This window comes from Lysinibacillus sp. RC46, from assembly GCF_041262385.1.
In the GTDB taxonomy this organism is placed as follows: domain Bacteria; phylum Bacillota; class Bacilli; order Bacillales_A; family Planococcaceae; genus Lysinibacillus.
This window is the reverse complement of the sequence record NZ_JBGCCF010000006.1, coordinates 23,049-49,439: the sequence shown is the minus strand read 5'-3', so window position 1 is coordinate 49,439 and position 26,391 is coordinate 23,049. Positions and strand designations below refer to the sequence as shown.

27 protein-coding genes and 2 other annotated features are annotated in these 26,391 nt (G+C 37.1%); of the genes, 19 read left to right on the top strand and 8 right to left on the bottom strand.

The genetic code is table 11. The features are described from left to right. The first annotated feature begins 61 nt into the window (after positions 1–61). Together ABH966_RS07200 and ABH966_RS07195 are read left to right on the top strand one after the other, a co-directional pair. Positions 62–544, top strand: coding sequence for a hypothetical protein (locus tag ABH966_RS07200; RefSeq protein WP_370077130.1), 483 nt, complete (start codon positions 62–64; stop codon positions 542–544). A gap of 151 nt (positions 545–695) precedes the next feature. After that, positions 696–1,208, top strand: a complete 513-nt coding sequence (locus tag ABH966_RS07195; protein ID WP_370077128.1) for a YfiT family bacillithiol transferase — start codon at positions 696–698, stop codon at positions 1,206–1,208. 147 nt (positions 1,209–1,355) lie between these two features. Here the strand turns inward: ABH966_RS07195 and ABH966_RS07190 are convergent, their stop codons facing one another. Both ABH966_RS07190 and ABH966_RS07185 read right to left on the bottom strand, forming a co-directional pair. Beyond that, on the bottom strand, positions 1,356–1,967 hold the full coding sequence (locus tag ABH966_RS07190) for an exosporium glycoprotein BclB-related protein (protein ID WP_370077126.1): 612 nt from the start codon (positions 1,965–1,967) through the stop codon (positions 1,356–1,358). A gap of 254 nt (positions 1,968–2,221) precedes the next feature. Next, entirely contained in the window at positions 2,222–3,481 is a 1,260-nt protein-coding gene (locus tag ABH966_RS07185; protein ID WP_370077124.1) for a hypothetical protein, read from the bottom strand. Between the two features lie 550 nt (positions 3,482–4,031). Here ABH966_RS07185 and ABH966_RS07180 point away from each other — a divergent pair. The 4 genes from ABH966_RS07180 to ABH966_RS07165 all read left to right on the top strand — a co-directional run bounded on the left by ABH966_RS07180 (position 4,032) and on the right by ABH966_RS07165 (position 6,494). Next, positions 4,032–4,670 carry a BMQ_0737 family morphogenetic spore coat protein gene (locus ABH966_RS07180; protein ID WP_370077122.1) on the top strand — a complete coding sequence of 213 codons (639 nt, stop codon included), beginning with the start codon at positions 4,032–4,034 and terminating at the stop codon, positions 4,668–4,670. Positions 4,671–4,811: 141 nt separating this feature from the next. Continuing rightward, the gene (locus ABH966_RS07175; RefSeq protein ID WP_370077120.1) at positions 4,812–5,387 is read left to right on the top strand and encodes a hypothetical protein; all 576 of its coding nucleotides are present in this window, start codon (positions 4,812–4,814) and stop codon (positions 5,385–5,387) included. Beyond that, complete coding sequence (locus ABH966_RS07170) at positions 5,380–5,676, top strand: hypothetical protein (protein WP_370077118.1); 297 nt, start codon at positions 5,380–5,382, stop codon at positions 5,674–5,676. Before ABH966_RS07175 ends, ABH966_RS07170 begins: the two co-directional genes overlap by 8 nt. 14 nt (positions 5,677–5,690) lie before the next feature. Continuing rightward, on the top strand, positions 5,691–6,494 hold the full coding sequence (locus ABH966_RS07165; RefSeq protein ID WP_370077116.1) for a hypothetical protein: 804 nt from the start codon (positions 5,691–5,693) through the stop codon (positions 6,492–6,494). 66 nt (positions 6,495–6,560) lie between these two features. Here the strand turns inward: ABH966_RS07165 and ABH966_RS07160 are convergent, their stop codons facing one another. Beyond that, positions 6,561–6,890: a hypothetical protein gene (locus ABH966_RS07160; protein ID WP_370077115.1), complete on the bottom strand. Its 330-nt coding sequence runs from the start codon at positions 6,888–6,890 to the stop codon at positions 6,561–6,563. 322 nt (positions 6,891–7,212) lie between these two features. Here ABH966_RS07160 and ABH966_RS07155 point away from each other — a divergent pair, with 322 nt between their 5' ends. Next, positions 7,213–8,274, top strand: a complete 1,062-nt coding sequence (locus tag ABH966_RS07155) for a hypothetical protein (protein WP_370077113.1) — start codon at positions 7,213–7,215, stop codon at positions 8,272–8,274. Between the two features lie 605 nt (positions 8,275–8,879). On the opposite strand, the gene ABH966_RS07150 is transcribed toward ABH966_RS07155, so the two are convergent. Both ABH966_RS07150 and ABH966_RS07145 read right to left on the bottom strand, forming a co-directional pair. Next, positions 8,880–9,422, bottom strand: a complete 543-nt coding sequence (locus ABH966_RS07150) for an isoprenylcysteine carboxyl methyltransferase family protein (protein ID WP_370077111.1) — start codon at positions 9,420–9,422, stop codon at positions 8,880–8,882. A gap of 1 nt (position 9,423) precedes the next feature. Beyond that, complete coding sequence (locus ABH966_RS07145; RefSeq protein WP_370077109.1) at positions 9,424–10,506, bottom strand: type III polyketide synthase; 1,083 nt, start codon at positions 10,504–10,506, stop codon at positions 9,424–9,426. 368 nt (positions 10,507–10,874) lie between these two features. Between ABH966_RS07145 and rsgA the strand changes: the two genes are divergently transcribed. From rsgA to metG, 4 genes are all read left to right on the top strand, one after another. Further along, on the top strand, positions 10,875–11,951 hold the full coding sequence (gene rsgA / locus ABH966_RS07140; protein ID WP_370077108.1) for a ribosome small subunit-dependent GTPase A: 1,077 nt from the start codon (positions 10,875–10,877) through the stop codon (positions 11,949–11,951). 54 nt (positions 11,952–12,005) lie between these two features. Further along, on the top strand, positions 12,006–12,431 hold the full coding sequence (fosB, locus tag ABH966_RS07135) for a metallothiol transferase FosB (protein WP_370077106.1): 426 nt from the start codon (positions 12,006–12,008) through the stop codon (positions 12,429–12,431). A 39-nt stretch (positions 12,432–12,470) separates the two neighbouring features. Beyond that, positions 12,471–13,118, top strand: a complete 648-nt coding sequence (locus ABH966_RS07130; RefSeq protein WP_370077104.1) for an NIF family HAD-type phosphatase — start codon at positions 12,471–12,473, stop codon at positions 13,116–13,118. 124 nt (positions 13,119–13,242) lie between these two features. Continuing rightward, positions 13,243–13,509: a binding site (T-box leader), on the top strand. 222 nt (positions 13,510–13,731) lie between these two features. Further along, on the top strand, positions 13,732–15,366 hold the full coding sequence (gene metG, locus ABH966_RS07125; RefSeq protein ID WP_370077102.1) for a methionine--tRNA ligase: 1,635 nt from the start codon (positions 13,732–13,734) through the stop codon (positions 15,364–15,366). A 49-nt stretch (positions 15,367–15,415) separates the two neighbouring features. Here metG and ABH966_RS07120 read toward each other — a convergent pair whose 3' ends face one another. Continuing rightward, positions 15,416–16,987, bottom strand: coding sequence for a 2-isopropylmalate synthase (locus ABH966_RS07120; protein ID WP_370077100.1), 1,572 nt, complete (start codon positions 16,985–16,987; stop codon positions 15,416–15,418). A gap of 122 nt (positions 16,988–17,109) precedes the next feature. Beyond that, positions 17,110–17,347: a binding site (T-box leader), on the bottom strand. 266 nt (positions 17,348–17,613) lie between these two features. Here ABH966_RS07120 and ABH966_RS07115 point away from each other — a divergent pair. Then, a complete protein-coding gene (locus tag ABH966_RS07115) occupies positions 17,614–18,381 on the top strand; it encodes an HAD-IIB family hydrolase (protein ID WP_370077098.1) in 768 nt (255 codons plus the stop codon). A 140-nt stretch (positions 18,382–18,521) separates the two neighbouring features. After that, complete coding sequence (locus ABH966_RS07110; RefSeq protein ID WP_370077096.1) at positions 18,522–18,761, top strand: hypothetical protein; 240 nt, start codon at positions 18,522–18,524, stop codon at positions 18,759–18,761. A 374-nt stretch (positions 18,762–19,135) separates the two neighbouring features. Here the strand turns inward: ABH966_RS07110 and ABH966_RS07105 are convergent, their stop codons facing one another. Then, the gene (locus ABH966_RS07105) at positions 19,136–20,830 is read right to left on the bottom strand and encodes a methyl-accepting chemotaxis protein (protein WP_370077094.1); all 1,695 of its coding nucleotides are present in this window, start codon (positions 20,828–20,830) and stop codon (positions 19,136–19,138) included. A gap of 309 nt (positions 20,831–21,139) precedes the next feature. Here ABH966_RS07105 and ABH966_RS07100 point away from each other — a divergent pair, with 309 nt between their 5' ends. From ABH966_RS07100 to ABH966_RS07080, 5 genes are all read left to right on the top strand, one after another. Beyond that, positions 21,140–21,634 carry a DUF1648 domain-containing protein gene (locus ABH966_RS07100; RefSeq protein WP_370077092.1) on the top strand — a complete coding sequence of 165 codons (495 nt, stop codon included), beginning with the start codon at positions 21,140–21,142 and terminating at the stop codon, positions 21,632–21,634. 124 nt (positions 21,635–21,758) lie between these two features. After that, complete coding sequence (locus tag ABH966_RS07095; protein WP_370077090.1) at positions 21,759–22,415, top strand: YdeI/OmpD-associated family protein; 657 nt, start codon at positions 21,759–21,761, stop codon at positions 22,413–22,415. A gap of 218 nt (positions 22,416–22,633) precedes the next feature. Next, complete coding sequence (locus ABH966_RS07090; protein WP_370077088.1) at positions 22,634–23,071, top strand: DUF1801 domain-containing protein; 438 nt, start codon at positions 22,634–22,636, stop codon at positions 23,069–23,071. Further along, positions 23,068–23,445 carry a VOC family protein gene (locus tag ABH966_RS07085; protein WP_370077086.1) on the top strand — a complete coding sequence of 126 codons (378 nt, stop codon included), beginning with the start codon at positions 23,068–23,070 and terminating at the stop codon, positions 23,443–23,445. The genes ABH966_RS07090 and ABH966_RS07085 overlap by 4 nt, the downstream gene beginning before the upstream one ends. A 104-nt stretch (positions 23,446–23,549) precedes the next feature. Beyond that, positions 23,550–24,530, top strand: a complete 981-nt coding sequence (locus ABH966_RS07080; protein ID WP_370077084.1) for a GNAT family N-acetyltransferase — start codon at positions 23,550–23,552, stop codon at positions 24,528–24,530. Positions 24,531–24,582: 52 nt separating this feature from the next. Here the strand turns inward: ABH966_RS07080 and ABH966_RS07075 are convergent, their stop codons facing one another. Continuing rightward, a complete protein-coding gene (locus tag ABH966_RS07075) occupies positions 24,583–25,020 on the bottom strand; it encodes an Rrf2 family transcriptional regulator (protein ID WP_370077083.1) in 438 nt (145 codons plus the stop codon). Between the two features lie 190 nt (positions 25,021–25,210). Here ABH966_RS07075 and hmpA point away from each other — a divergent pair, with 190 nt between their 5' ends. Continuing rightward, the gene (hmpA, locus tag ABH966_RS07070; protein ID WP_370077082.1) at positions 25,211–26,377 is read left to right on the top strand and encodes an NO-inducible flavohemoprotein; all 1,167 of its coding nucleotides are present in this window, start codon (positions 25,211–25,213) and stop codon (positions 26,375–26,377) included. Positions 26,378–26,391: the final 14 nt, after the last annotated feature.

Here is a 26,391-nt window from a genome sequence, read left to right as displayed (position 1 = left end):
AACGATTTGTGTGAAAAATTCGTTTCATAGGAAATAGCCATAACTTATAGGGAGTGTAGTAATGAGGCGATGGGTACTTATGGTAACCGTGTTGTTATTGTTGGCAGGCTGTACAATGAGCGAGAAAGCGATTGCTCTGCCAAATGATTTACCTGATTTTGTGCAAGAAAGTGACTTTAAATCAATTGATTGGTACCAAAAGGCAGCTGAATTTGGAGAGAGAGGTATTATTGGTAATGCAAATAAATCGGGTGTTATCGGTGCCGATATGCCGAGTTTAAACACTCAAAAATGGATGTGGCATATTTGGGGAATTGAAGAAGGTCAAGATACCAAGTTAACAATTGTCGGGTATCATAAAGATTCTAAAACAGTGCATCCTATTTTAGTAGATGGTTGGACTATAGGGCTTGGAGGACCTGCTAATGGTGCAGATGCTCATGCACCTTCAAATGTGACAATCCCGAAGCCTGGAGAATGGGCAATTTTACTTTATACGAATGGGAGCTACTTTGATACGTTAATTTATGATATTACTGAATAAAAAGTTAATATTCCACATAATGTGACCCTCGTTTTGTAAGCAGAAATTCTTACAAAATGAGGGTTTTACTTAAAAAAATTAAGGTGAATAGCGTGAAAAATATAAAATTGGTAATATGAAAAGTAAGAAAATAGAAATGGAGGATAGTTAAATGACCGATTTACGATATCCAATTGGACAATTTCAATTTCCGGAAGTAGTGACAGTGCAGCAAGTAAAGGATTGGATAGAGGATATTCGTCTATTACCGACACAACTAGCAGAGGCACTTAGCGGAGCAAGTGAACAAGCCTTAACAAAATCCTATCGAGAAAATGGTTGGACTGTTACGCAGCTTGTCCACCATATTGCAGATAGTCATATGAATAGCTACATCCGTTTTAAGCTAGCTTTAACAGAGGATACTCCGACAATTAAACCTTATAACGAAGTGGAATGGGCACAGCTTCCGGATTCGGAAATGCCTGTTTCGACATCTTATAAAATGATTGAGGGCTTACATGCACGCTGGGTTTATTTGCTGACAAGCTTAACAGTAGAGCAATTACAACGAGCATTTCATCATCCTGATTCAGGATTAATGACGCTTGAAAAAGCTGTAGCACTATATGCTTGGCATGGAAAGCATCATCTAGCACATATACAGATTGCTTTAGCGAAATAACAACTATATTTTTAGAGCGAAAAGTAGGCGATTTCCTAATCTTGAAGAAAATCGCCTACTTTTGAAATTGTTTTCAAGTAATTATCGTATGTTACACGGATAATGATACTGTATGGTAGCTTTAATCTAACTTACGAACATAAATTTTTATACAATATTAATTCCTGCACTTGCGTTACCAGTAACAGTAGCAACAATCCCTGAGGAAGTAATGGAGAACACCATTAGTAATCGATCACCAGCAGCTACTGGCACTGGTGTAACGTTTCTAGTACCAAATGTAATAGTACCTACTGCTATTGTTGAGAGAGCTGGTGCTAAATCAACAAATGCATCTGTAGGGCTGAAAACATTACTTCCCGCAACCGCGCGGTAAATTTGTGCTCTGACTGTTGCTGTTCCTGTAAGGGTTACAGCAACTGTTGCAGACAATGATGCAGAAATAGATGTAATAGTACCAGCACGTGGAACTGAAAAGGCTTCTGTTCCTGTAGCAGCTGTTAAGTCTATATTTGTACCAGTAAGAGTTACCCCTGGAATAGACGTACCGAATCCTACCATACTTACTGTACCGATCGCGCCACCAAGAACTGATGTTAAAATAACAGGAACTGTTCCTGATGCGAATGGGATGATCGAGCCTGTTGCTGGTGGAGTAGTAATACATGCAGCTTCTATAGCTTCAAAAGGACCGAGTGCAGTACACTCATTTTTATTTGCGCAGCCGCCGCACGTTGAATTCATACAATTCATACACATTTTTACACCCCCTTTCTTCATTATTCTATTCAGCTAAGATTATAGGGTTAGGGCAATTAACTCTATTGCAATTTTTATATGCGGAAATATTGGGGCTTCTTTAGAGGTGATTTTTGTCGATGGCAAGTATTCGTTAATTAATTTGACATTCTACTAAAATGTTAGTTGAACAGAAAAAAGTCCAATATGTATTTTCATACGTATTGGACGGATTTATCGTAAAATCTCCATAGACTGTACACCACAACTTTAAACTAACTCCATTTTCGAAAGAAATTGAAAAACAAAGAACCCTTATTTTTTTTCTGGCTTTCTTCAGGTGATTCTTCTTTTAGCTCGGGTTGCTTGTTTACTTCTTCAATTTGTGCTTGGGTTTCTACCCCTGATGAAGGTTCGAAAAATTCACATTCATTACTTTTTAAACTAGGGGATTTATTTGTGTCCTCTTGCTCGTTAACCACTTTAACTGCTTCCAGAATGACAGGCTCATTAACAGTTTCCGCCACTTCTAGAATGACAGGCTCATTAACAGTTTCCGCCACTTCTAGAATGACAGGCTCATTAACAGATTCAGCTACTTCCAGAATGACAGGCTCATTAACAGATTCAGCTACTTCCAGAATGACAGGCTTATTAATAGTTTCAGCTACTTCAAGGATGTCAGGCTCATTAACAGTTTCAACTGCATTATGATTGCCAGGCTTATTTGTTATTTCTGAGTTCATTTCATCTACAGTGACAGCAGTATTTTTTTTTCTGTAATTGTCAGGAGTTGAGGCATTGTCGGATGGTAAGGCAGATTCATTCATATTAACTGGAATTTCCTGCGTGCTTGTAGCGTGTTTAAAATGGAAGGTGGATTCGGTTGTGGTATTTCTATATAAGCCATTATATATTTGGCTTGGATGAGTATTTATTGATTGAAAGTATTGTTGATTAAAATGGCGTTCCTCGGGTACATCTCTTTGATTCCCGTTGCGAGTAGAAGGTATGCTATTGTTACCATCTAATTGCGCATTTGTAGCTTTACCTGCCAGACTTTGTAACATTTTATAAGATGGCTGTTTTGATGTAATCCCCGATTGATTTGTTGTCTGTGTAATGATTGGGTCCCTTTGTACACCGTTAGCAATAAATTTAGATGTGTTTTCCGTTTTAGGTATAGTGGTTAAAGCTTCAGTATTTTCAATCGTGAGTAATTTGTTTAAAACCATTAGTATTTCTCGGTTCCTGCCCTCAATCGTTTGATTCAGAGACTCAATTTGTGCCGATAGAAACTTTACCTGCTCCTCATAGCCTCGGATTTGTGAATTTTCTTGCTTATCACCCATTGTTTCAGTAAGCTCTTCTAAAAATGCCATTTGTGTTTTAATCTCATCAAAATCCATTTTCATAAATAGGGAATCTTCAATTGAAGTTCCCATTCTTAATGAAGTTAACGTATCCTTGTAGGCTTCTATCCTTTGCTTCAATTTTTCAATTTCTTGAGTGGAGTACAATTTTGAATCTTCCATTGCATTTCACCCCTTTCTGTCCATTAATATTTTATTAAAAATAGTTACTTTCTGTTACAAATATACCAATCCTTTTGAATATTTTAGTTCCTTCATTAGAAGAGGAGATGTAAGTAAAAATGATACATACTGTTACTGAAGAATTTTAACTTCTTTTAGCAAATGCCTTTTGTACCGAAGCGTAGCGACAGGTACAGAAGTCTCACGCTTCTATAGGTGGAGAGATGAATGCGTATTTAAGCTACTTTTCGGTGGGTATCCAAACACCCACTGAAATAGAGAAACGCAGTCTAAGACGCCACGGCCTGTGGCATTACTGAAATGACCTACATCGTGTCGGCCCTCTACTGCTACGCTTTCGCACAGAAAACATCTGCAGGCTAAGTGCAAAGCCGATTCCGGACGCATTGTTTGCCTGCGCGACAGCGGCAACTATGCCGAGGCATCATTGATTAAAAATCAAAACAAATTATTCATTAGCCCATACACTTATAGCTAGAAAACATATGATACAAACGAAAGATAAAAAATTTATGGAGGTGTCAAAAGGATGCTAGAGAATATGCCATCCCAGGCGCAAGAACTAATTTGTATCAACGTCGATAAGGTATTTGACTGGATTGTAAAGGAAATGTCTTTTGATTTTTCCCCTACTGGACCAATTACTTTTCCAGGAGTAACGCCAACGACTGATTTAACAGGTGCAGTAGTTACATGTAAGGTAGTTCCATCAACAACTAATCCTATTGTGATCTTGAACCGTGAGAATCGCCAATTCACAATTGATGGTGCAACTGTATGTCTTCAAAATTTAACTATTCAAAAGAATTTTATTCTTACGATAGTTGTTTGTTTACCGAACGGCACTATGTTCACAAGCAATACTATTCCACTTTCTCGTTGCGAACAAGTTACATTATGTGCGCCGCAAGGGACAGATGTAGAAATTTTATTCACAGATTTAGATTGTTTCGTGTGTACAACTGGAACATTAACAGCTGGAGCAGGTACAATTACGTTTTCTGCATTAACTATTACTGTATCTGTTTGCCAAAGTATTCAATCTACATTCCCAGTTACTGTGGAATTCTTAGCAACTTTCTGCGAGCCAAGAGCAGAATTACCGTTCGCATGTCCGGGTGTAGTTCGCCCAGCGCAATGCCCTGCTGTATTCCCGTCTGTCGGTTAATGGTACTAACACATAGAAGAAAATCATATTGTAAAGAGAGGATAATCCTCTCTTTTTTTTTATGGAAGGACGTAACAGCCATAAAAAGAAGTTTGAATTTGCTTTGGTTAATTCAATATTATTAGCAAAGGGGTACTGATTATGCTTACTCGCATCGATCGTGTAGAAGAAAAAATAAATGAACTAAAAAAACAAACGGATTTTTATGTTCATGAAATTAAAAAAACGGTTGAGAAGCTTTTTATTCCGGATAGTGTCAACATCATAAGTTATTTCACATCCTCGTTCAATATTTCTTATAATCCTGATGAGGAGAGCTTATGCTTGGGCTCTTATCATATTCGCAATATAGGTAATCAGCCTATAACAAATCCGTATCTATGTATAAAACTGCCTGAAGAATCTCCATTCTCATTCTCAGGAAGGTATGTCTATGAACATTTCGCACCAAATTTAAAAGGAAACAGTAGCTGGGAGCGAATCAATGATCAATCAAGCAAGGAGGAATTCTGGCTTAGACCTATAGGAAAAACAACGCTGGAGCCAAACGAAACACTATCATTCCCTAACTTTCAAATCAAATGGGGTCATAATTTTTCTTATTCAGGAAGTATCATGGGTTTTACATATTGTGATCAGCTAAAAGATGGTGTCGTTGTCTTAAATCCTATTAATCTCAATGGAATTAGTCATACACAGGAGGATGAAAATGAGTGAGTCTGAAAATATAAATCAAAAAATAGATAGTGTTGTCCATCAACTAATAAAGGAACAGCTTACGAATCTATCTAACTATAGTAATACGAAAAATAACAGCTTTGCTTATCTCGAGAAAGGAACTTTGAATCTACTTCTTGCTTATTTAATGTCAGGAGAAAAGAGCAAAGCTGAAGAAATTAGTGATGAGGGAATAGAAATTAAGATTATTAAGCAGCTTGATGAGATGTTAGAGGATAGTAAGGAGCAATTTGAAGAAGTGATTAGTTTACTTAGAAAAATGTCGTGATAGGTGGTGCAAGTGTGGATAATGATATTGTTAAAAACAATGATCCTGTTCAGCTGCAGCAAATGATCATTTTTTTAAGAGCCGAATTAGCGAAATATAAAAATGAAGTTAAAAGGCTCAGAGATAGTGATTATTATTCACTAGTACTGAGATTAGAGCGAGAAAATGTTCAATTAACAGATCAGAAAAAGGAGCTTTCGATGGAGCTTTTAAAGCAGAAGAGAGACCATGAAAGAAAGATAAAAACTTACTACGACGATATACAAGCAAGAGAAATCCAGAAGAAAAAACAACTTTCGGCGATAGAGAGTTTATTAAAAGAATTAGAAGAACTGCGTGCGGAAAATAAATTAATAAAGGAATCTTTAAAATTCACTAAAGAAGAATTGTTTTCTATGAATTCAGATGCTAATGATAGGTCAATTCTGGAAGGCCTTGAAAATAAGTTGAATGTTTTTACAAAGGATATAAGCCAACAAATGAAGATTATGATTGAAGCCGTTGAAAAATCTCAATTAGAACAAGCCGATTTAGACATTCTTAATAAGCATTTAGTCTTAGAAATAGAGGGGAAAAGTACTGAAATAGAAAAATTATCGGAAGAATTAGCGGATGTAAAAAAACATAGCTTTTCTTTAGATCGAAAAACAATGATGAATCCAGAGTTCCTTGCACATTTGGATGCTCAAGTAAATAAGGTATTGGCTCAATCAATGGATTTTGAAAAGCAGTTGAATTATAAATTACGTTTGCTTGATGACTTGGAACACAAATTAAACGAGCTAACTATGGAAATAAATGCTGATGAAACTATATAAAGTATTATGGAAGGCTGTTTCAAAAGTAAGGTGAAACAGCCATTTTTTTTTTATGTTATGAGGCGATTAACGTGGAATAAAAGAAGATTTTGGCTGGTCTGTAACATTTAGGACAAGTAATGGCACAAGGTGAAAATTCATTTCTTCAGTTAAAAATTTTTCTCCAAAAGTTGTAAGTCTGGCTTTAGATAGGTCAACAGAGTGAACTCTTTCATCGTAATATGTATCATCATCCCCAAACCAATAAATAGTAACATCAGCAATATATGTTCTATCATGCATATACTCAATAAGATCTGCCCACATGTCTAAATTTAAATTATAATCTGTATGAACAGGTATATTTCCATTTTTGATTTCATTTAAGATATTAAGTATTATTTCTTTGTTTTCCAATTAACAACACCACCTTCCGAAATACTTTATGAATTCCAGTCTATAGTATATATAAAACCTCCAAAGCGTCGTTTGGTAACATTTCATAAAAGGCTGTTATTCAATAATATGGCCCGATTGTTGAACAACAAGTTAAACAACACTCTTCAACTAAACTGCGTCGTTAGTTCAAAAAAAATAAAATGAAGGTTGTTTTTTTTTCCCTCTTAAACACTTTAATTATATGAGAGCGAAAAATCGTTGATAACATGGTTCGTGGATAACCTTAATCAACGACATCCACTAGTCTCACATCTCAAATAACTTTTAGGAGGAAATAATAATGGCTTCATGTTCTCAATCTGATTTAACTGCTGTGACAATCCCAAATGTTGTACCATCTTTAAAGTTATACGGTAAAGCAAGTAATAATCAACGTTTTTTCTTGTCTGATAATCCAGAGACTATTAGTAGCTCTGTTCCATTTACTAATGGTTATGCAACGCTTTGGGCAGATACTGCACCTGGATTATTGAGTGTAACTTATCGGATGTTTGTTTGGCATCTAAATAACACGGGTGCGACTATCAAGTTCGGTGTTACCATTGGTAATGGTTCAAGTGGCAGTACTTATAAAGTCTCTGGTGTTAAAGACTGTATCGATACTATTACCGGCTTTGTAGCTCATGGGAAATGTGCCGCAAAAGCTTTACTCGGGAATACATTAACTCCTAGTTCTCCGGTTGATAGTTCCATTGCAGCGGGGAAAGTTGGATTAGTTAAAGAATGGAAAGTACCAAATGGTTATTTGGTAGGTGGAATTATTGAGTTTACTTTATCGTCTAGTTCTGCAATGTCTTATAAAGTCAGAACAGTAGCTGCTAAAAGTACTACTGCCGATCTTCGTAGTAATCAAAATGCAGTTGTGTCACCAGTTGGGACTCATCCGCGTGGTTCTTGGAACTTTTCCAATATCGACGGCTTTGGTACTTCAGGTGGCTCTGCTGCTCTATATACTGTCGGAGACGGCAATAAAAGTTTCTCCATAAATAATGGCGATAATGACAACTTAATGACTAAAGACACTAGCTATTCGCCTGGTGATGCTGTAGCAACTAATAAGGGGCATTATGGTGTTATTTACAAGGCGAATATCACTTTCAAAAACCCAACTCAAGCCGATAAGACATTAAAGGTATATTTGACAGGTCGTGGAGGTCCATACGGCGGTGCTGTACGTTGGAACAACGGTACAACTCAAGGTATTCCTACACTGTCTTCCAATACCCAAGGTGTTCGGATTGCTACATTTACTGTACCTAAAGGAACTAGTGTTACACATCCAGTCTATACTTCTACAGCTGGCTCGCTTAACACCCCAGCGGCGATACTGATTACAGAGTAATTAAATATATTAAAGAATTTCTCGTAAAATAAAGGAACCCTGTAGCTTATCGCAAATTCTCCGATGAGCTACAGGGTTCTCTACAGATCATAATATAATAGTCATTCAGAAACATCTTGGAACGTTAAACCAGGGAAAACGGTATAACTGCTTAATTAGGTATCACTAATTATTTGAGCTTTATCTATAAGGATAAAACCTGAAAGAATCTCTCCCCATCCACACATTAAGATACTTCCCTTCGTTCTAAAGATTTTTCCTTAGAATATTTAACCTATCAAATCTTAACAATGTATTGCTTTATTTCATATATGTAATTTTTTACTTATTCAACTAAGCTGCTCCGTTAGTTTAAGTACATTTCTTCACAATATCCATAGTGATATTAACATAAATATACAATAAAAAAACCATCTCTCAACTAAGGAATCTCTAGAGGGGAGATGATTTTAATCAATCTTTTCTATAAAACTGCAAGTATAGGAATGAACAGGACGACATCATATAGATGGATGTCGTCTTAAAAGAGTCATTAAAATGTGCAACATTCTAATAAATTAACTAAGATAACAACTTAAATGAATTAGTTATTGACTTTTAATAAATTAGGATTCCGAAATCTTCTTTTGAAATACATGATTATAATTTGTAGCATCTCGCAAAGCTTTTTCCTCAATTGGAATGCGCACAGACAGCATTGTTACATTTAAGAGTGTAAAGCAAAATGCTGTGAAATATGCTTGAAACATTAATGGCAGTAGAATAATTTCTAAGCAAACTACAGCGTAATTTGGATGACGCATAAATGTGTAAGGACCTTTTCGTACAACTTTTGCATCCGGCAATATGAGTATTTTTGTGTTCCAAAAAGACCCTAATGAACGGATACACCAAATGCGTAATATTTGAACGGCAATAAATAATAAGAATAATAACGGAAATAGAGGCGATAAACTTTTATGATTAGTAACTACTTCAATAATTAAAAATAGGAAGAAACCGGTGTGCAAAGAAACCATATATGGATAATGAGAAGAACCAACTTCATATGCCCCTTGTGAAAGCATCCATCTTTCATTGCGTTTTGCAATGAAAACTTCTGTCAATCTTTGTAGAATGACGAGGATCAAAATAATGTAAATAATCATGCTACTCCCTCCATTTAAGTAATACAGCTTCAGCACAGAAGCCAGGGCCGAGAGCGACTAGTAAACCAGTATCCTCTACTTGTCCTTCGTGTAACATAAATTGCTCCAATACATATAGCACCGTAGGAGATGACATATTTCCATGAAATTTCAATATTTCCCGAGAAATATCGGTTTTTTTGGAAGCTAGATACAAAGTATCTTCATAAGCTTTTAACACTTTTTTACCGCCAGGATGTGCAATGAAATGGTTAAGCTGTTCACTGTATAGTTCGTGTTCCAATAAAAATTGCTCAATGAATGGGCCGAGCCAATTGGTGATTATGGCAGGAATACTTTTCTGAAAAACGACATGGAGTCCATTGTTTTTAATATTCCAGCCCATAACATTTTCTGAATCGGGCATCCATTTAGAGCCAGTCCCTATAATAGCAGGTATTGGTTTTTTTACTGCGATATTCACTTCATCTCCACAGACGAGTATACATGCGGCTCCATCTGCAAAAAGAGAGGCACCGATTAAATTGCTTTTTGAAAAATCATTTGGCTGAAAGGTTAGACTACAAAGCTCAACACAAACGACAAGAACTTTTGCTTCTGGATGGGCACGACAAAAATCATAGGCTCTACTAACACCGGCCGCACCACCAGCACAGCCAAGTCCCCAAAGTGGAATACGTTTAAGTCTGTCTGAAAAAGGAAGTTTATTCATAACTCGTGCATCAATACTTGGTGTGGAAATACCAGTGCTACTTACAAAAATAATGGCATCAATGTCTTTAGGAGAAACCGGTGATTGTAAAAACGCTTCATTTTGTAAACAGGCTTGAATGACATCAACGCTATATTGTGTAGCTAGTTCAATATATAAATCGTTGCGTTCTTCAAAGGAATGATCAGTACGATGCCATTCAGGCGGTACACAAAAATGGCGTGTTGCAATACCACCATTCTCAAAAACTTTTAAGTAGCGTTCTAATTTAGGGATTTTTGCATGGAAAAGCTCCTTTGTTAGCTCCTCGGCATTTGTCTGTTGTAATGTGTACGGTGGTTGGTATGTACTGATAGAAATGATTTTTGACAATTCAACATCTCCTTCATAAATAGTGGACTGGTTTATTGTATGCAGGAGGGGAGGGGATACATGCTTGTTAGAATTCAATTGACAATTTAAGAATATTTTGCTACATTGAGAACAACTAAATCGGAAGTAGGTGATGTGACATGATGAATAGATCCGTTTTTAACGAACTGCAATTCGGTTTGTTCAGTTTCACACGCCTAAAATATATAAATTGACCACGTAGTGTATTTAATTCACAATTGTGGTGATTTGTATATTCTCTTAAATGTGCCTGTGAACCTTGTAACTGCCGAATTGCGCAGAGACAAGGTTTTTTTGTTTATTATCAATTGATTACAAATGATATGCACATTTAGGAGGAAAACAAATTGAATTTAACAACTTTAGGATTTTCAACATATTTTGAAGAGCAAATGACTGGATTTAAACAGGAGGCTAAGCTGGCGAATTGTGTGCCGGCTAGGGTTACTTTGGAGCATAAGCATTCCTATCGTGTGCTGGCTGAAGAAGGAGAGTGGCTGGCAACGATTGCTGGACATTACGCGTATACATCATTAGCACGTGAGGATTTCCCTGCAGTTGGAGATTGGGTGCTAGTGGAGAAAATGGCAGGTGAAGAAAAGGCAATTATTCATAAATTGTTTACACGAAAATCAGTCTTTTCCCGTAAGGCCGCGGGGCTGGGAATACAAGAGCAGATTGTAGCATCGAACGTTGATATCGTACTTCTCGTTATGAGCTTAAATGCAGACTTTAATATTCGTCGTTTAGAACGCTATTTAGTAGCTGCGTGGGATTCGGGTGCGAAACCAATCGTTATATTGACGAAGGCTGATCTCTGTGAAGATATTTCTAGTAAAATACGTGAGGTTGAGTCTGTAGCGTTTGGTGTGGATGTTTTTGTAACTAGTGCTTTGTCAGGCGAGGGCATAGAGGATATTCGTGCGCTATTTACGGAAGGTGTGACAGGAGCATTGCTTGGCTCTTCTGGAGCAGGGAAATCCACTTTAACAAATGCTCTTAGTGGTGAGGAACTTATGAAGGTTTCGGATATTCGTGAAGATGATGCGAAGGGGCGCCATACAACAACACATCGTGAGTTAGTGCTATTGTCAGGTGGCGGTTGTTTAATTGATACACCTGGAATGCGAGAGCTACAATTATGGGATCAGAGTGATAGCTTATCTTCTAGTTTTCAGGATATTGAGGAACTTTCTGCGGCCTGTCGTTACAGGGATTGTACACATAAGAAGGAGCCTCATTGTGCTGTACAGCAAGCCATTACAGATGGTGTGCTTGAACAATCACGTCTCCAAAGCTACTTTAAATTGCAAAGAGAGCTTGCTTTTATCGAACGCAAAACAAATGCTCAAGCGAGACTAAATGAACAACGCAAATCGAAGCAAATTGCGAAAGGCTTAAAGAAAGGCAAAAAATCAAATTAAACTTGATATAAGAGTGAGCGATTTATCGGTGATTTCATAGTTGGGGGTACACGCATGAAAATCCAGAATATTAATCATTTATTATTTTCAGTTTCAAATTTAGAGGAATCCATCGCATTTTATGAAAAGGTTTTTAACGCAAAATTATTAGTGAAGGGTAGAACTACAGCCTATTTAGATGCAAATGGGCTGTGGCTTGCCCTGAATGTAGAAAAGGATATCCCACGCAATGACATACATCAATCCTATACACATATAGCGTTTTCTATCCAGGAGGACGATTTTGACAAAATGTATGAAAAGCTAGTCCATTATAATGTCAACATTTTGGAAGGCAGACGAAGAGATGTACGAGATAAAAAATCGATTTACTTCACGGATCTAGATGGTCATAAATTCGAATTTCATACAGGGACTTTACAGGACCGATTGGACTACTATAAGAAGGAAAAAATGCATATGGAGTTTTTTGATGTCTAATGATTGGGAAAATGAAATAATAGTAGAAGGGGTGATTTTATGAAAAAAGCTATTATTTTTGATATGGATGGTACTTTATTTCAAACAAATCTAATATTAGAGCCAGCACTGTCGGCAACGTTCGATGTGCTACGTGCAAAGGGCTTGTGGCAGGGAGAAACACCAATAGAGAAATACCGTGAAATTATGGGGGTTCCATTACCTGTTGTCTGGGCAACGTTATGTCCTATGCACACGCTAGAGACACGTGAAGAAAGCAACGCATTATTCCATGTTAAGCTTATTGAACAAATACGTAATCGCCAGGGCGCATTGTATCCAAATGCAGAGCAAACACTTGCTACGTTGGCAGAAAACTATAATTTATTCATTGCCAGTAATGGGCAAACAGAGTATTTGCAAGCAATAGTAGAAACCTATCAATTACAACGTTTTATCAAAGATACATATAGTATTCAGTCCATTTCGAGCGGTCATAAATCTGATTTAGTGAAAAAGGTCATCGAGGAAAATGCCATTGAACGCGGAGCAGTTGTAGGAGATCGTTCTTCTGATATTCAGGCAGCTCATGACAATCAGTTACTCTCTGTTGGTGTACGTTTCGACTTTGCGCAGGACACAGAATTACAGAAAGCAGACATAGTCATCGATGATTTAAATGAGCTACTTGATTTAAAGCTAGGATAAAATTTTATCGACTACATTCTCTGATTTATCACCCAACTTTTTTGTCTTATCGCGAATTTTCAGATATTTATCGACATGCATTGCAATTTAAAAGAAGAAAGAGTAAAATGGGTGGAAATCTATAGTAAAAGCATTGATAAGGAAAAGTAAATTGGAGAAACATTATATAGAGAGCCTCTGTTGGTGGAAATGAGGTAAATGATCCCTTTTGAAAATGACCTTTGAGCTTCGTACCGAAAGCAAGTTTGCGAGTAGATTACGACGAGATGGGCACTCGTTATAACAGCGGCAGTATCTCTCATTGAAATTTGAAATGAGACGCACTGATGGAGGCAAATAGTGTGAGCTATTTGTAAATATAGGTGGTAACACGGGTATACTCGTCCTAATCAATTTTTGATTAGGGCGTTTTTTTTATCTTCATTCAGGGCTTACCTGAATAAAGATAAAGCCTCCGGCGGATGTCATGGATTTTAAAAGGAAGAATTGTGCTAGCACAATTCAAAATCCAGACGCATTGTTTATCTGCGCGAAAGCGAAGCGTCAGCGGCAATTACACCGAGGCGTAATTGATCTACACTTTTTTTCTGATTTTAGAGGGGAGCAACTTAGGATGACAATTGTTATTGGAGGCGCGTGGCCATATGCAAATGGTTCTTTGCATTTAGGGCATGTTGCCGCATTATTACCGGGTGATATTTTGGCTAGATATTACCGACAAAAGGGCGAGAAGGTTTTATATGTTTCGGGAAGTGACTGTAATGGCACGCCGATTTCTATTCGGGCTGCACAGGAAAACACGACAACGGAAGCAATTGCTAATCATTATCACGAGGAATTTACAAGATGCTTCAATGATTTAGGATTTACTTATGATTTGTATACGCGAACAGATGCGCAGCACCATCATGAATCTGTTCAAACGATTTTTTTACAGCTACTAGCGAACAATTTTTTATACAAAAAGAAAATTGAACAAGCCTATTGTGAAACGGACAAGCAGTTTCTGCCTGATCGATTTGTAGAGGGGATTTGTCCAAACTGTGGTGCGAAGGCGCGTGGTGATCAATGTGATAATTGCTCAACCATTTTAGACCCGCTCGATTTAATTGATAAGCGCTGTAAAATTTGTGGGAATGAGCCAATTATCAGGGAGACAGAACATTTTTATTTTGCTTTTAGTCAGTTTCAAGGGAGGTTGGAGACTTATTTAGCGGAGGCAAAGGCGGAAAAACGCTGGCGAGACAATGCTTTAGGTTTAACAGAACGTTACTTGGCAGAAGGGGTCCCTGACCGCGCTGTAACGAGGGATTTGCCAAATGGTATCGATGTGCCCGTACCAGGTTTTGAAGGCAAAAAAATATATGTGTGGATTGAAGCAGTAGCAGGTTACTTAACAGCGAGTTTTGAATGGGCGAAGCAACATCAAATAGCGATTGAAGATTTGTGGAATGAAGAAACGATATCGTATTATGTGCATGGTAAAGATAATATCCCGTTCCATACAGTTATATGGCCAGCCATTCTTATGGGGATAGGGGCAAAGGCCTTACCTACACATATTGTATCGAACGAATATTTAACATTAGAAAAACGAAAATTATCGACGAGCCAAAACTGGGCGGTATGGGTGCCGTATATTTTGAGTCGATACGATGCAGATTCCATTCGATATTTTTTAACAATGAATGCGCCAGAAAATCGCGATACGGATTTCTCTTGGCGAGAATTTATTTATAGTCATAATGGCGAATTACTTGGTGCTTATGGTAATTTTGTCAATCGAACATTGAAGTTTTTAGAAAAATCGTTTGATCGTCAAGTACCTCAAGTCGAAATAGATGCCACTATTCGAGAACAAACCATTCAGCTATTTAATGATGTTGGTATTCATATAGAAGCGGGTCATTTTAAACAAGCTTTAGAGGTTATTTTTGAATACATTCGTGCGGCTAATCGTTATTTTGACGAGCAGCAGCCATGGTTACAGGTGAAAGAGAATGTTGATGCTGGAAATCGAACACTGGCAACGTGTGTTTATATCATTGCTAACCTTGGACAACTGTTACATCCATTTTTACCGTTTTCAGCTGAGAAGGTGAGGGGTATGTTGGGAATCAAAGAAGTGAAGTGGCATGAACAAGTGGACTTACCGACAAGCATTAGTGAAGTGACACCATTGTTTGAACGTCTTGATGTTGAATTAATTGAAGAGGAATATCGAAAGTTAGTAGATGGCAGTCGATAGAGAAAATGAAAGCAGTATGACTCAATAGTGTCATACTGCTTTCAACTATTTAATTCATAACAGGCGTTAATTTAGCAACAACGATACTATTGATCGCATTAATATAAGCTAGCGCACTCGCTTTTAAAATATCTGTATCTGCAGCTTTTGCGATATATTTTTCACCTTCATGCTCGATTGTAATTTTTACTTTTCCAAGCGCTTCTTTACCACGAGAAACGCTATTGATATTATATTCTACAAGTTTCACATCCATGTTTGTAATTTCTGCGATGGCTGAATATAGGGCATCAATTGGACCTGAGCCAACTGCACTTGCTTTAAATACTTCGCCACCTTTACGTACTTTCACGCTTGCTGAAGGGAAGCTTGCGTTGCTGACGACTTGTAGATCATCGAAGTCGAAGAATTGATCACTGTAATGAGTGGCATTGGCATTGTTTGCGTCATGTTTTTCATAATAGCTTTCAACAATAACATATAAATCGTGATCGTAAACTTCTTTCTTTGCATCTGCTAACTTCAAGAAACCTTCGAATATTCCTTCGAATTCCTCCGCTGAAAGATTTGAAAAGCCCAGTTTTTCAAGGGCATTTTTCACCGCGTGACGCCCAGAGCGAGCTGTTAGGACTAACTCCATATCGTCTAGACCTACATCTTCTGGATGGACAATTTCATAGGCATCACGAGATTTAAGAAGGCCATCTTGATGAATACCAGATGAATGGGCAAAAGCATTATCCCCAGTAATCGCTTTGTTTACTTGTACGTCTAAGCCCATAAAGCTTGAAACGAGACGAGACGTATTCATAATTTCTCTTGTGTTAATACGGGTCTCAGCATTGTAAACAGAGCCGCGTGTTTTCAACGCCATAACGACTTCTTCTAATGCTGCATTTCCTGCGCGTTCACCAATGCCGTTAATCGTACATTCTACTTTATCTGCGCCGTTTTTAATCGCAGCAAGCGTGTTAGCAGTTGCCATACCAAGATCATTGTGGCAATGAACACTTAACAAAACGCTATCGTCTAAGTTTTTCATACGATCATTTAGTTTATAAATCATCGCTCCAAACTCTTCTGGTTCTGCAAAGCCTACTGTGTCAGGTACATTAATCATTGTTGCGCCAGCCTTCATCACAGCTTCAATGGTCTTCCAAAGATACTCAAAATCAGAGCGAGATGCGTCTTCTGTTGAATATTGGACTTGTGGTAGAAGAGTTTTCGCATATTTTACTGCATCAACGCCAATTTGTAGAATTTGATCCTTGGATTTGCTAAATTTTTTCTCAACATGAATATCAGAAGTACCAAGCACCATATGAATCATCGGATTTTCAGCGTATTTTACAGCGTTATAAACAGCATCAATATCTGCCTGTACAGCACGTGCTAAAGCAGTAATCATAATGTCATTTGTATGACCAACTTTTTGTGCGACAGCTTTAACTGCATCAAAATCTCCTTGTGATGAAGCCGGGAAACCAGCCTCGATAATATCGACGCCTAATTTTTTGAGTTGCTGTGCAATCTCTACTTTTTCGTATAAATTCAGTTTTGCACCAGGCACTTGCTCGCCGTCACGTAAAGTTGTATCAAACACCCAAATTTTTCTTCCCATTTTCAAACACTCCTTTTGTAGTAGTTGTCATTATATTGATAGTCTCTGCCTTGCATAATAGAGACGAAATCCACACCTAGGCCAATAAAATAAAAACAAAAAAACCCGCCTCTATATAAAAATATAGAGACGAGTTTATGCTCGCGGTACCACTCTAATTGACCTTTTCTTTATAGAAAAAGTCCCCTTATCGACAGCCATCACTGTCTATCCCGTTAACGGAGGAAACCGACGTCCCTTACTTAAAGTTCAGGGAGTGGCTCATGGACGAGTTCAAAATGTGTGCCTATCGGTTTGCACCAACCACCGACTCTCTACAAGTACACTTGCATTTCTACTATTTCCAATCTTGGCCTACAATAATGTGTTGTTGAAAGCAATGATACTTGGGTATTTTTAATTTGTCAATAAAATTCTAAAAATTATATTTTTTCTGTGTTATGTTGAGGCAATGATCAATCGTTTGATAATGATAAAAAAGTACTCTTAATTTTGTCTCATCGGAGTGCCCACTCGGAACGGGAATCAACTCCATATTATGGGGATAATCATTATTTTTCACAATCAATGTAAATATTTATGAGATAATAAGGAGGTAATTAACAGTTTAGAAAGAAGGCGTGACTATGAAATTTGTATTTGATTTAGACGGTACGATTTGTTTTAAGGGCCAACCATTAAGTGAGGGAATTACTAATGCTCTAGAAGCTTGCATCGAAAACGGGCATGAAATCATTTTTGCATCAGCTCGTCCGATTCGTGATTTACTACCAGTATTACCTGAAACAATGCGAAAATTTTCAATGGTTGGGGGAAATGGTGCATTTGTTGCACGGAACGGAGAAATTATTGAAGTAACAGCATTTGAAGCAATAATTGTAGAAGAGATTCAAAATATTATTTCAGCATTTCGATTGCCGTATTTAATAGACGGTGATTGGGATTATGCATATACAGGAAGTGAGGTACATCCAATTTATCAAAATTTAGATCCGCTAAAGCTTGCGAAAAACGTGTCATTGCAGGATTTGAAGGCTATAGTGAAAGTTGTATTATTTCCTGGAGAGCAACGCAAAGAAATAGTAGGTGAGCTAAAAAAACTACCAATCTCGTTATATGAACATACATCCGAAAATATTGTAGATATGAGCCCGAACGGCATAGATAAATGGAGTGGTCTGACGAAGCTAGGTATCGCTGAAGGTGAATTTGTCGCGTTTGGTAATGATGCGAATGATGCGTCCATGTTTGCAAAGGCGAAAGAAAGCGTTTGTGTAGGTGAACATAAAGTACGTGAGATTGCATCTTTACAAGTATCAAGTGAGGAGACGGCAATAATTAAGATGTTAAGTGTGCTAAATGAAAAGTACAAAGAAGAGGCTTTAACTGATTAGATTCCTGTGCTACTTGTATTGGGAATCCTTCATAGATCGAAGACTCCAGTACACATACAATGAATGTCATCGATAGATACCATCTATGGATAATCAGAGTCCGTTCTCATATAGGAAGATGTTAAAAAGGAGAAGGTAATATGGTAGATCCTAACACAATTTTGTTCCTTTGGCAGCTCTCGTTTTTCATTTCTGGTGTCACGTTAATAGTAGGTATTTTTAAAAAGTCTTGGGTTTTTATGCTGATTAGTACAATTTCATTTTTGCCTATAGCATTTTATTTTTTAGGAGCAGAAAATACTTTTAAATATATTGGACTCACACCATTTGTTCTTTTCATAGTAGCTATACTATTTTGGTTTTTAAAAAGAAAAGGATAAATATATTTGTTTTATGAGCTGACTTTGCACTCATAGAATCAATGGTTTTCTGTATTTTACCAGGTAGACATTTTGAAAACAGCTCATACGTTTAACTATAGTCGTGGTGCTTCGAGGCATAATATTGTTAAAATGCATGCAATGTATTCAAGTTATTGGAGTGGAGGTTAGGCGACTCCTTGGGGATCAGCAATAGAGGAACGAAGGCGTTATCACGTCCTATGATAACGCCTTCGTGACCAACATCGTGTTGGCCCGAGACCCTGCAGCGAAGCGAAGCGGCTCATCGGACGCCCCCAGGAAAGCGCCTAGTCGGAACGGAAATCAACCCCACGTTTTGATAATTAGCTATTATAGAAACTTTACCAAATTCCTTAATCCACCTTAAAACGCGAAACCTGTGTTTGTAATTCCTCGGCCATGTTTGATAGTGTGGCAGCAGAAGCGGCAACTTCTTCAATAGTCGCTAGTTGTTCCTCAGAAGCAGAAGCTACATTTTGTAGATTTGAAGAAGACATCTGTGCGATTGTTGCAATTTCATCGAAGGATGCGTAAATTTGCTCAGCACTCGATGACATTTCTTCTGAAACTGTTGTTGCTTCTTGAATTTGGTGGGATACTTGTTCGATCAGTTCAACGATTTTTGAGAAGCCTTCCTCAGCTACTTTTACAACTTGCATACCGACTTTTACCTCTTGTGTACCAGTATCCATAACAGTTACGGCACGGTTTGTATCCTGTTGTATATCTGAAATCAGACTTGCAATTTGTTCAGCAGATTGCTTAGATTGCTCCGCTAACTTCTTTACTTCATCCGCAACTACTGCAAAACCGCGACCATGATCCCCTGCACGCGCTGCCTCAATTGCAGCATTCAATGCTAGTAAATTTGTTTGCTCAGCGATGTCTGTGATGAGACTAATAATATTTCCGATTTCAATGGAATGATTTCCTAAATTTTTCACGACGCTAGCCGATTCTAAAACCGCTAAATTAATTGTGTCCATCTGTGTAATAACACGGTGTAGCGATTCATTTCCGTTATTAGCTTCAGTATTTGTTTCTATAGCAAGCTCTGAAACGGCAGCTGTCGTCGCAGCCAATTGTTGAATGCCTTTTGTCATAGTTTTCATAGCTGCTGAACTTTCAGTAGCATTTTTTCCTTGGGCCTCGGAGCCACTTGCAACTTCTTGTATAGAGGAAGTAATTTGTTCTGTCGCTTGGATTGTTTGTTCAGCGCTTGCAGTTAATTCAGCAGCAGAACCACTTACTTGCACGGTGTTATGACGTACATTTGTAATAAGATCCTTTAAATTTGTTGCCATTTGATTAAAGGCAAGTGCTAAATCACCTACCTCATCACGATTTTTAATGCGAATTTGCTCAGCTGTTAAATCGCCATCAGCGATTTTTTTCGCAGCTTTTGCCATACCTTTGATAGGGCGGGAGATAAGGCTTCCCATGACCATAGCAATTATCAGACTAATGACGACGGCAAAAACGCCAAGAATAATCATTTGGAATTTAATGGATTGTATTTCTTTTGATGTAGCAGCTATTTGCCCTTTTATATATTCATCTTGGTAGTTAGCAAGGTTAGCCACACGGTTATCGAATTGTTTAATAAGTAGGCGGCCTTGTGTACTATCAAGCTTTTCGTATTGCTCTGTTTCTCCAGCAGCCTTTAATGAAAACATTCGATCTGCGAACTGTTGGACATCTTGCTCGCTTTTATTGATTGCCTCTAATAACTCAATAGATTTTTGAGAATCGAACGAAGCCTTTAATTCATCATATTTCTTTTTAAATTCTTCACGTGAAGCCGTATTACTTTGAAAATTTTGCTCGTTACCAAGTAATAGATAACCTCTGATATTTATAATTTCTTGTTTAGCAATTGTGCGTAGCTCTTGAATACTAATAGATTTAGTTGTTTGTTCTTCGAGTAACACACGATATGTTTTGTTTACTGCATTAAGCTGTTTAAAATTTAATCCGATTGTTCCAACTAATACTAAAATAACAATAAAAAAACCGAGTACTAACTTCTTGTAGATAGTAAATCGCATAGTTGTTGTTTCCTTTCTCAGTAATTTAGTAGAAATGTTACAAAAAAGTGAAATATGTATATACCATTTATATCAGATTATACGAATTTTACAAAGTATTGTGATTATTTTTACAATATGTAAAAGGGGTAATAAGGTAATTAGTCGCGGGTAGAATGATAAAAAAGTTGAATGATTCGCTTTTTTACAGTAAGTAAAGGCGGATAGTTACCTGTGAATCTCGAAAATTATGACAATTTGCATAAATTTGAAACTAATTGAACTGTAGTAACGTAAAATGAATAAAGGAACAAGTAAGGATGTGGGAAGATGTATAGGCCAATTTTGAAATTGCCGAAAACAAGATATGAAAAAATTTGGGATTTCATCGGTGGCGGGTTATTTGTACTGTCCATTCTTTATATTATTGTAATGTGGGGCCAACTACCCGAAAAGATTCCAGGTCATTTTAATGGTGCAGGAGAAGTTAATCGGTGGGGTTCGAAAATAGAGTTACTCATCCTTCCGTTTATCGGAATATTGCTGTGGATATTACTAGGGCTCCTTGAAAAAATTCCACATATTCATAATTACCCAGCACGCTTAAATGAAAGTAATGTAGAGGCATTTTATTTAAATAGCCGAAAAATATTGAATGAAATAAAAAACCTTTGTCTAATTATATTTACAGCTATATCATTCCAAATGGTACGTATTGCACTTGGAGAGGCAGAGAGTCTTGGTTGGTGGTTTCTACCAGCGGTGTTAATTGTAATGGCCATTCCGATTATTAGAGGGATAGTTACGGCTACAAAAATTAAATAGCTTATCTCAATCTTAAACGCTCGAGAATATTCGAGCGTTTTTTTGTACGAAAATGGCACTAAATCAGCTATACTATCAAAACTAAGAGAAAATTGTATTGATAATTAGAAGAGGTGTCAAAACTATGCAAAAGAAATTTAAAATTAAGGATGGACTATCCATTGCCATTCATAATCAACCAGAGGAGATGCAATTAGAGGGAATAGCTCAAACAGGGAACGCACCTCATGATCGAATAATTGCCTTTGTGTTTACTATTGATGAAATGGTAACGTATTTACAAAATGTACTAAAGTTAAACACTCTTACGGAACAAGGTTATTTATTTTTTGTTTATCCGAAAAAAGGTAATAAGAAGTATGATCAGTTTATCCACCGCGATGAAATCTTCCCAGCAATTCAAGTGGACGAGGAAAAATACATTGTTGGCAGTGATTATAAATTTGCAAGTCTTATGTCATTAGATGAGACATTTTCTATAGTAAGTATAAAGAGAGATGGCAAGGGACGCGGCAAGAAGAAGACAGCGAGTAGTCAGTGCGTTAGTGACTATGAAGGTATGATTCCTCAATTGCGTGATTCACTTGCGGAAAATCCGGATGATTTAATATTTTATGATGGATTAACACCGGGTTATCAAAAGGACTGGGCCCGATATATCTATAGTGCAAAAAAGGAAGAGACGCAAGTAGCACGTTTAGAGGAGATGCGCGAAATTATTAGATTAGGCTACAAAACAAAGGAATTATACCGAAAAGCAAAGGCGGAGGGTAAAGCATAAATTACATAGAGGCTTTATTGATTCCTTTAAATGATGCTATATTCATTGTAATTGGCAATCCTATGATTAGCCTAGTTTGTGAAATAAGACAGCAATTAGGATTTATTATGTAGCGGAGCGATTAAATATTTAGTCGGAGCGGAAATCAATTCTATGTTATGGAATGAGTTTTCTAATTAATAAAAACACACACTACTATGTTGAAAAGAGGGCAGAGAATGAAGAACTCATATATTGAGCAAGTGGATGAAAAATGGCGGGAGAGTTTTGCCAAACTTGTGGATGTGGTAGAAAGCAATTTACCAGAGGGTTTTGAAGAAAGCATGTATTATGACATGGTAAGCTATGTTGTTCCACTAACTACTTATCCGAAGGGCTATCATGTCACGCCGAATACTCCCTTGCCCTTTATAAGTCTTGCTGCACAGAAACGCCATATTGCAGTTTATCATATGGGCATTTATGCAGATCAAGCGTTACTCTCGTGGTTCCAAGAGGAGTATGCGAAACGAGTACCGACGAAACTTAATATGGGGAAAAGCTGTATTCGTTTTACAAGCACTAAAAATATTCCGTATGAATTAATAGGTGAGCTTGTTGCGAAAATGACACCAGCACAATGGATTACAAAATATGAAGGGGAGTTAAATAAATGAAAAGTGCCACTACATTTTTAATGTTTCAGGGACAAGCCAATGAAGCTATTCAGCAATATCAACAATGGTTTTCAGAATTACAGGTGGAAAGCTTAACTTACATGGAAAACTCACAACAGATTGCGATGGCTGTTCTTCATTTAAAAGGTTTAAAAATGATGGTGAATGATAGTGTAATACAGCATAACTTTACATTTACACCGTCAACTTCTATTTTTATGGAATGTGAGTCTGAAGAAGAAATCGACAGTCTAGTTGCTCAAATTATAGAGGGTGGACAAGCTTTAATGCCACTTAATAATTATGGATTTTCTAAGAAATTCGCCTGGATTCAGGATCGTTTTGGTGTATCCTGGCAACTAACGTATAATTGATTTTCAGAAGAAATATATATAAATAAATGGATGAAATAACTTCATTATGTTAGTAGAGGATGTTACACAGTCCGTTGTTAATCATGTTAAAAGGAGAATAGCATATGGTAGTAACTTTAGTGAGACACGATATAAAATATGCTGAAGCGATGCATGCACTGTCTTCTATGCCACAGGTTCGAGATGCATTAGGGTTACCTGCTGGCAAAGTGGAAGATACGATTAATTTTATTAAACGTGAATGTGTGGACGAAGAAGCTGGAAAGACAGTCCCTCGTGTTGTCTTAGATGAGGAAGGGCAACTGATTGGTGTGACGGCGTTAATGTTTATTGATCACAATAAAAAGAGTTGTCATATTGGCTCATGGCTGGGCCATGAGTTTTGGGGAAAGGGCTATAATCTTCAAGCAAAAGTTGCAATCTTAGATATTGCATTCTTTGAGTTAGGGCTAAAGCGTGTTTTTGCAGGAGCTAGAAAGGTCAATATACGCTCACAAAAGGCACAGGAAAAGTTGTCTTTTATTCGATTAGGAGTTGAGAATGATTTTCCGCAAGAGCATTCATGGCTAGAGATTAAAGAAAAGCAGCCGTGTGTTTTAAATGTTTTTGAGCGCGAAGATTTTGTTCAATATCGTACAACCTTAAAGAAAGTGGAAGGTGTAAGGGAAGACTATTTGCCACAATTATTATTAGCTGATGAAAGTGAAGTCGCTGTTCGAGAATATTTAAATGACGGTGAATTATACGAGATTAAATGTGGTGAGCAGTTAGCGGGCGTAGCGTTACTTCTTGAACAGTCTGATTCAACAGTTGAGTTGAAAAATATAGCGATTGTACCGAAGTATGAAGGTAAAGGACTTGGGAAAGAAGCACTGCGACAAATAACAACCATTTGTCAATCACAAGGATATCAAACGATAATAGTTGGTACTGCAAATTCTAGTATTGATAATATTGCCTTCTATCAAAAAGCAGGTTTTCGTATGGAAGCCATTGAAAAAGATTTTTTCAGTAATTACCCAGAGCCAATCTATGAAAATGGCATTCGTGCACTAGATATGATTTTCTTTTCAAAGGCATTGTAAAATATTTTAGACATAAAGAAATACCCGTCCAACTTGAGTTGTGCGGGTATTTTTAATCGCCAAGCAACAGTGCCATCAACTTTTCTTTTGAATGTAAAAAGTCATCTAGAGTATAGCGATCTAAGACGGTTAAATAGGCCTGTAATGCTTCGTATAATACGCCTTTTAGCTGGCATTCCGGAGCAATTTTACATAGATTATTTTCTTTGTCAAAGCATTCGACAAGATGAAAATCCTCTTCTGTATGACGTACTATTTCACCAATTGTAATGGTCTTTGGATCAATTGCTAGGCGAATTCCTCCGCCACGCCCTCGAATCGTTTCAATATAGCCCAATAATCCAAGTTGGTGTGTCACCTTCATTAAATGGTTTTTCGATATATTATAAGCATCTGAAATTTCTTGGATAGTTGATAATTGGCCATCTTCCTTCGCACCCAAATATATGAGTGTTCGGAGGGAATAATCTGTGTATAAAGTTAAGCGCATAAGAACACCCTACTTTCTATAGTTCAAAATAATTATAGCATTTTTACCTTGAAGTATTATAAATTCAATACTTTTTTAAAGATGTATTTAAAATACATTAATTATGTCCATTTTGTTAAAGATGTATTTCATATATTGCTTTTAAAAAGTGAGAGCGTTATATTGTAATCACGAAAGGGTGGTAAGCGATATGTTAAAACAAGAAACAGTACAAATTATTAAAGCAACAGTTCCTGTATTAGAAGTTCACGGAGTGGAAATTACTAAAACATTTTATAAAAATTTGTTCCAAGCTCATCCAGAATTATTAAATATTTTTAACCATACAAATCAAGAAAAAGGTCGTCAGCAAACAGCATTAGCAAACACAGTTTATGCTGCGGCAGTTCATATTGAAAATTTAGAAGCTATTTTACCAGCGGTGATGTTAATTGCTCATAAACACCGTAGTCTAGGAATTTTACCTGAGCATTATCCAATAGTAGGAGAAAACTTACTAAAAGCGATTAAAGAAGTGCTTGGTGATGCAGCAACAGATGATATCATTAATGCATGGGCTGAAGCATATGGCGTCATTGCAGATATCTTCATTCAAGTAGAAGAAGAGCTATATCAAAAAGCTGAGGGTAATGGCGGATGGCGCTTATTTAAACCGTTGAAAGTAGCGAAAAAAGTAGTAGAAAGTGATCTTGTTACATCTATCTACTTTGAAAATGAAGATGGTTCCCCTCTACCAGCTTATGAGCCAGGTCAATATATCAGTATTCGTGTGAAAGTACCAGGTGAAGAGTATTTAATGAACCGTCAATATACACTTTCACAAGCAAGTACAGAAGACGGCTATCGTATTTCTGTAAAACGTGAAAGCGATCATACGCCAAATGGTAAAGTATCTAACTTTATTCACGACGTATTAGAAGTCGGAGATTTAGTGGATGTAAGTGCTCCAGCAGGACTATTTGTTTTAGAAGAAACTTCTGCTCCAATTACATTTGTAAGCGGTGGTATCGGGGTAACACCATTAAACAGTATGCTGCAATCACTAAAAGATGATGCGGCAAATGAAGTGAGCTTTATTCAATGTGCGCGCAATGAAAAAGTTGTAGCATTTAGCGATGACATTCAAAAGAAAGTAAATGTGCTTCCAAATGCAACATATACAGCGTTATATTCGGATGAAGATAAGAAAATAACAAAAGAATTTTTAGCTGAAAAAGTAGCCAACAATGCAGATGTTTACGTATGTGGACCTGCTGGCTTTATGGAAGCGGTCATTAAAAATTTACATGAGATTGGCGTGAAAGACGAAAAAATTCATTATGAATTCTTTGGTCCAGCCATGCAATTAGTAAAATAAAATTTTCAAAATTA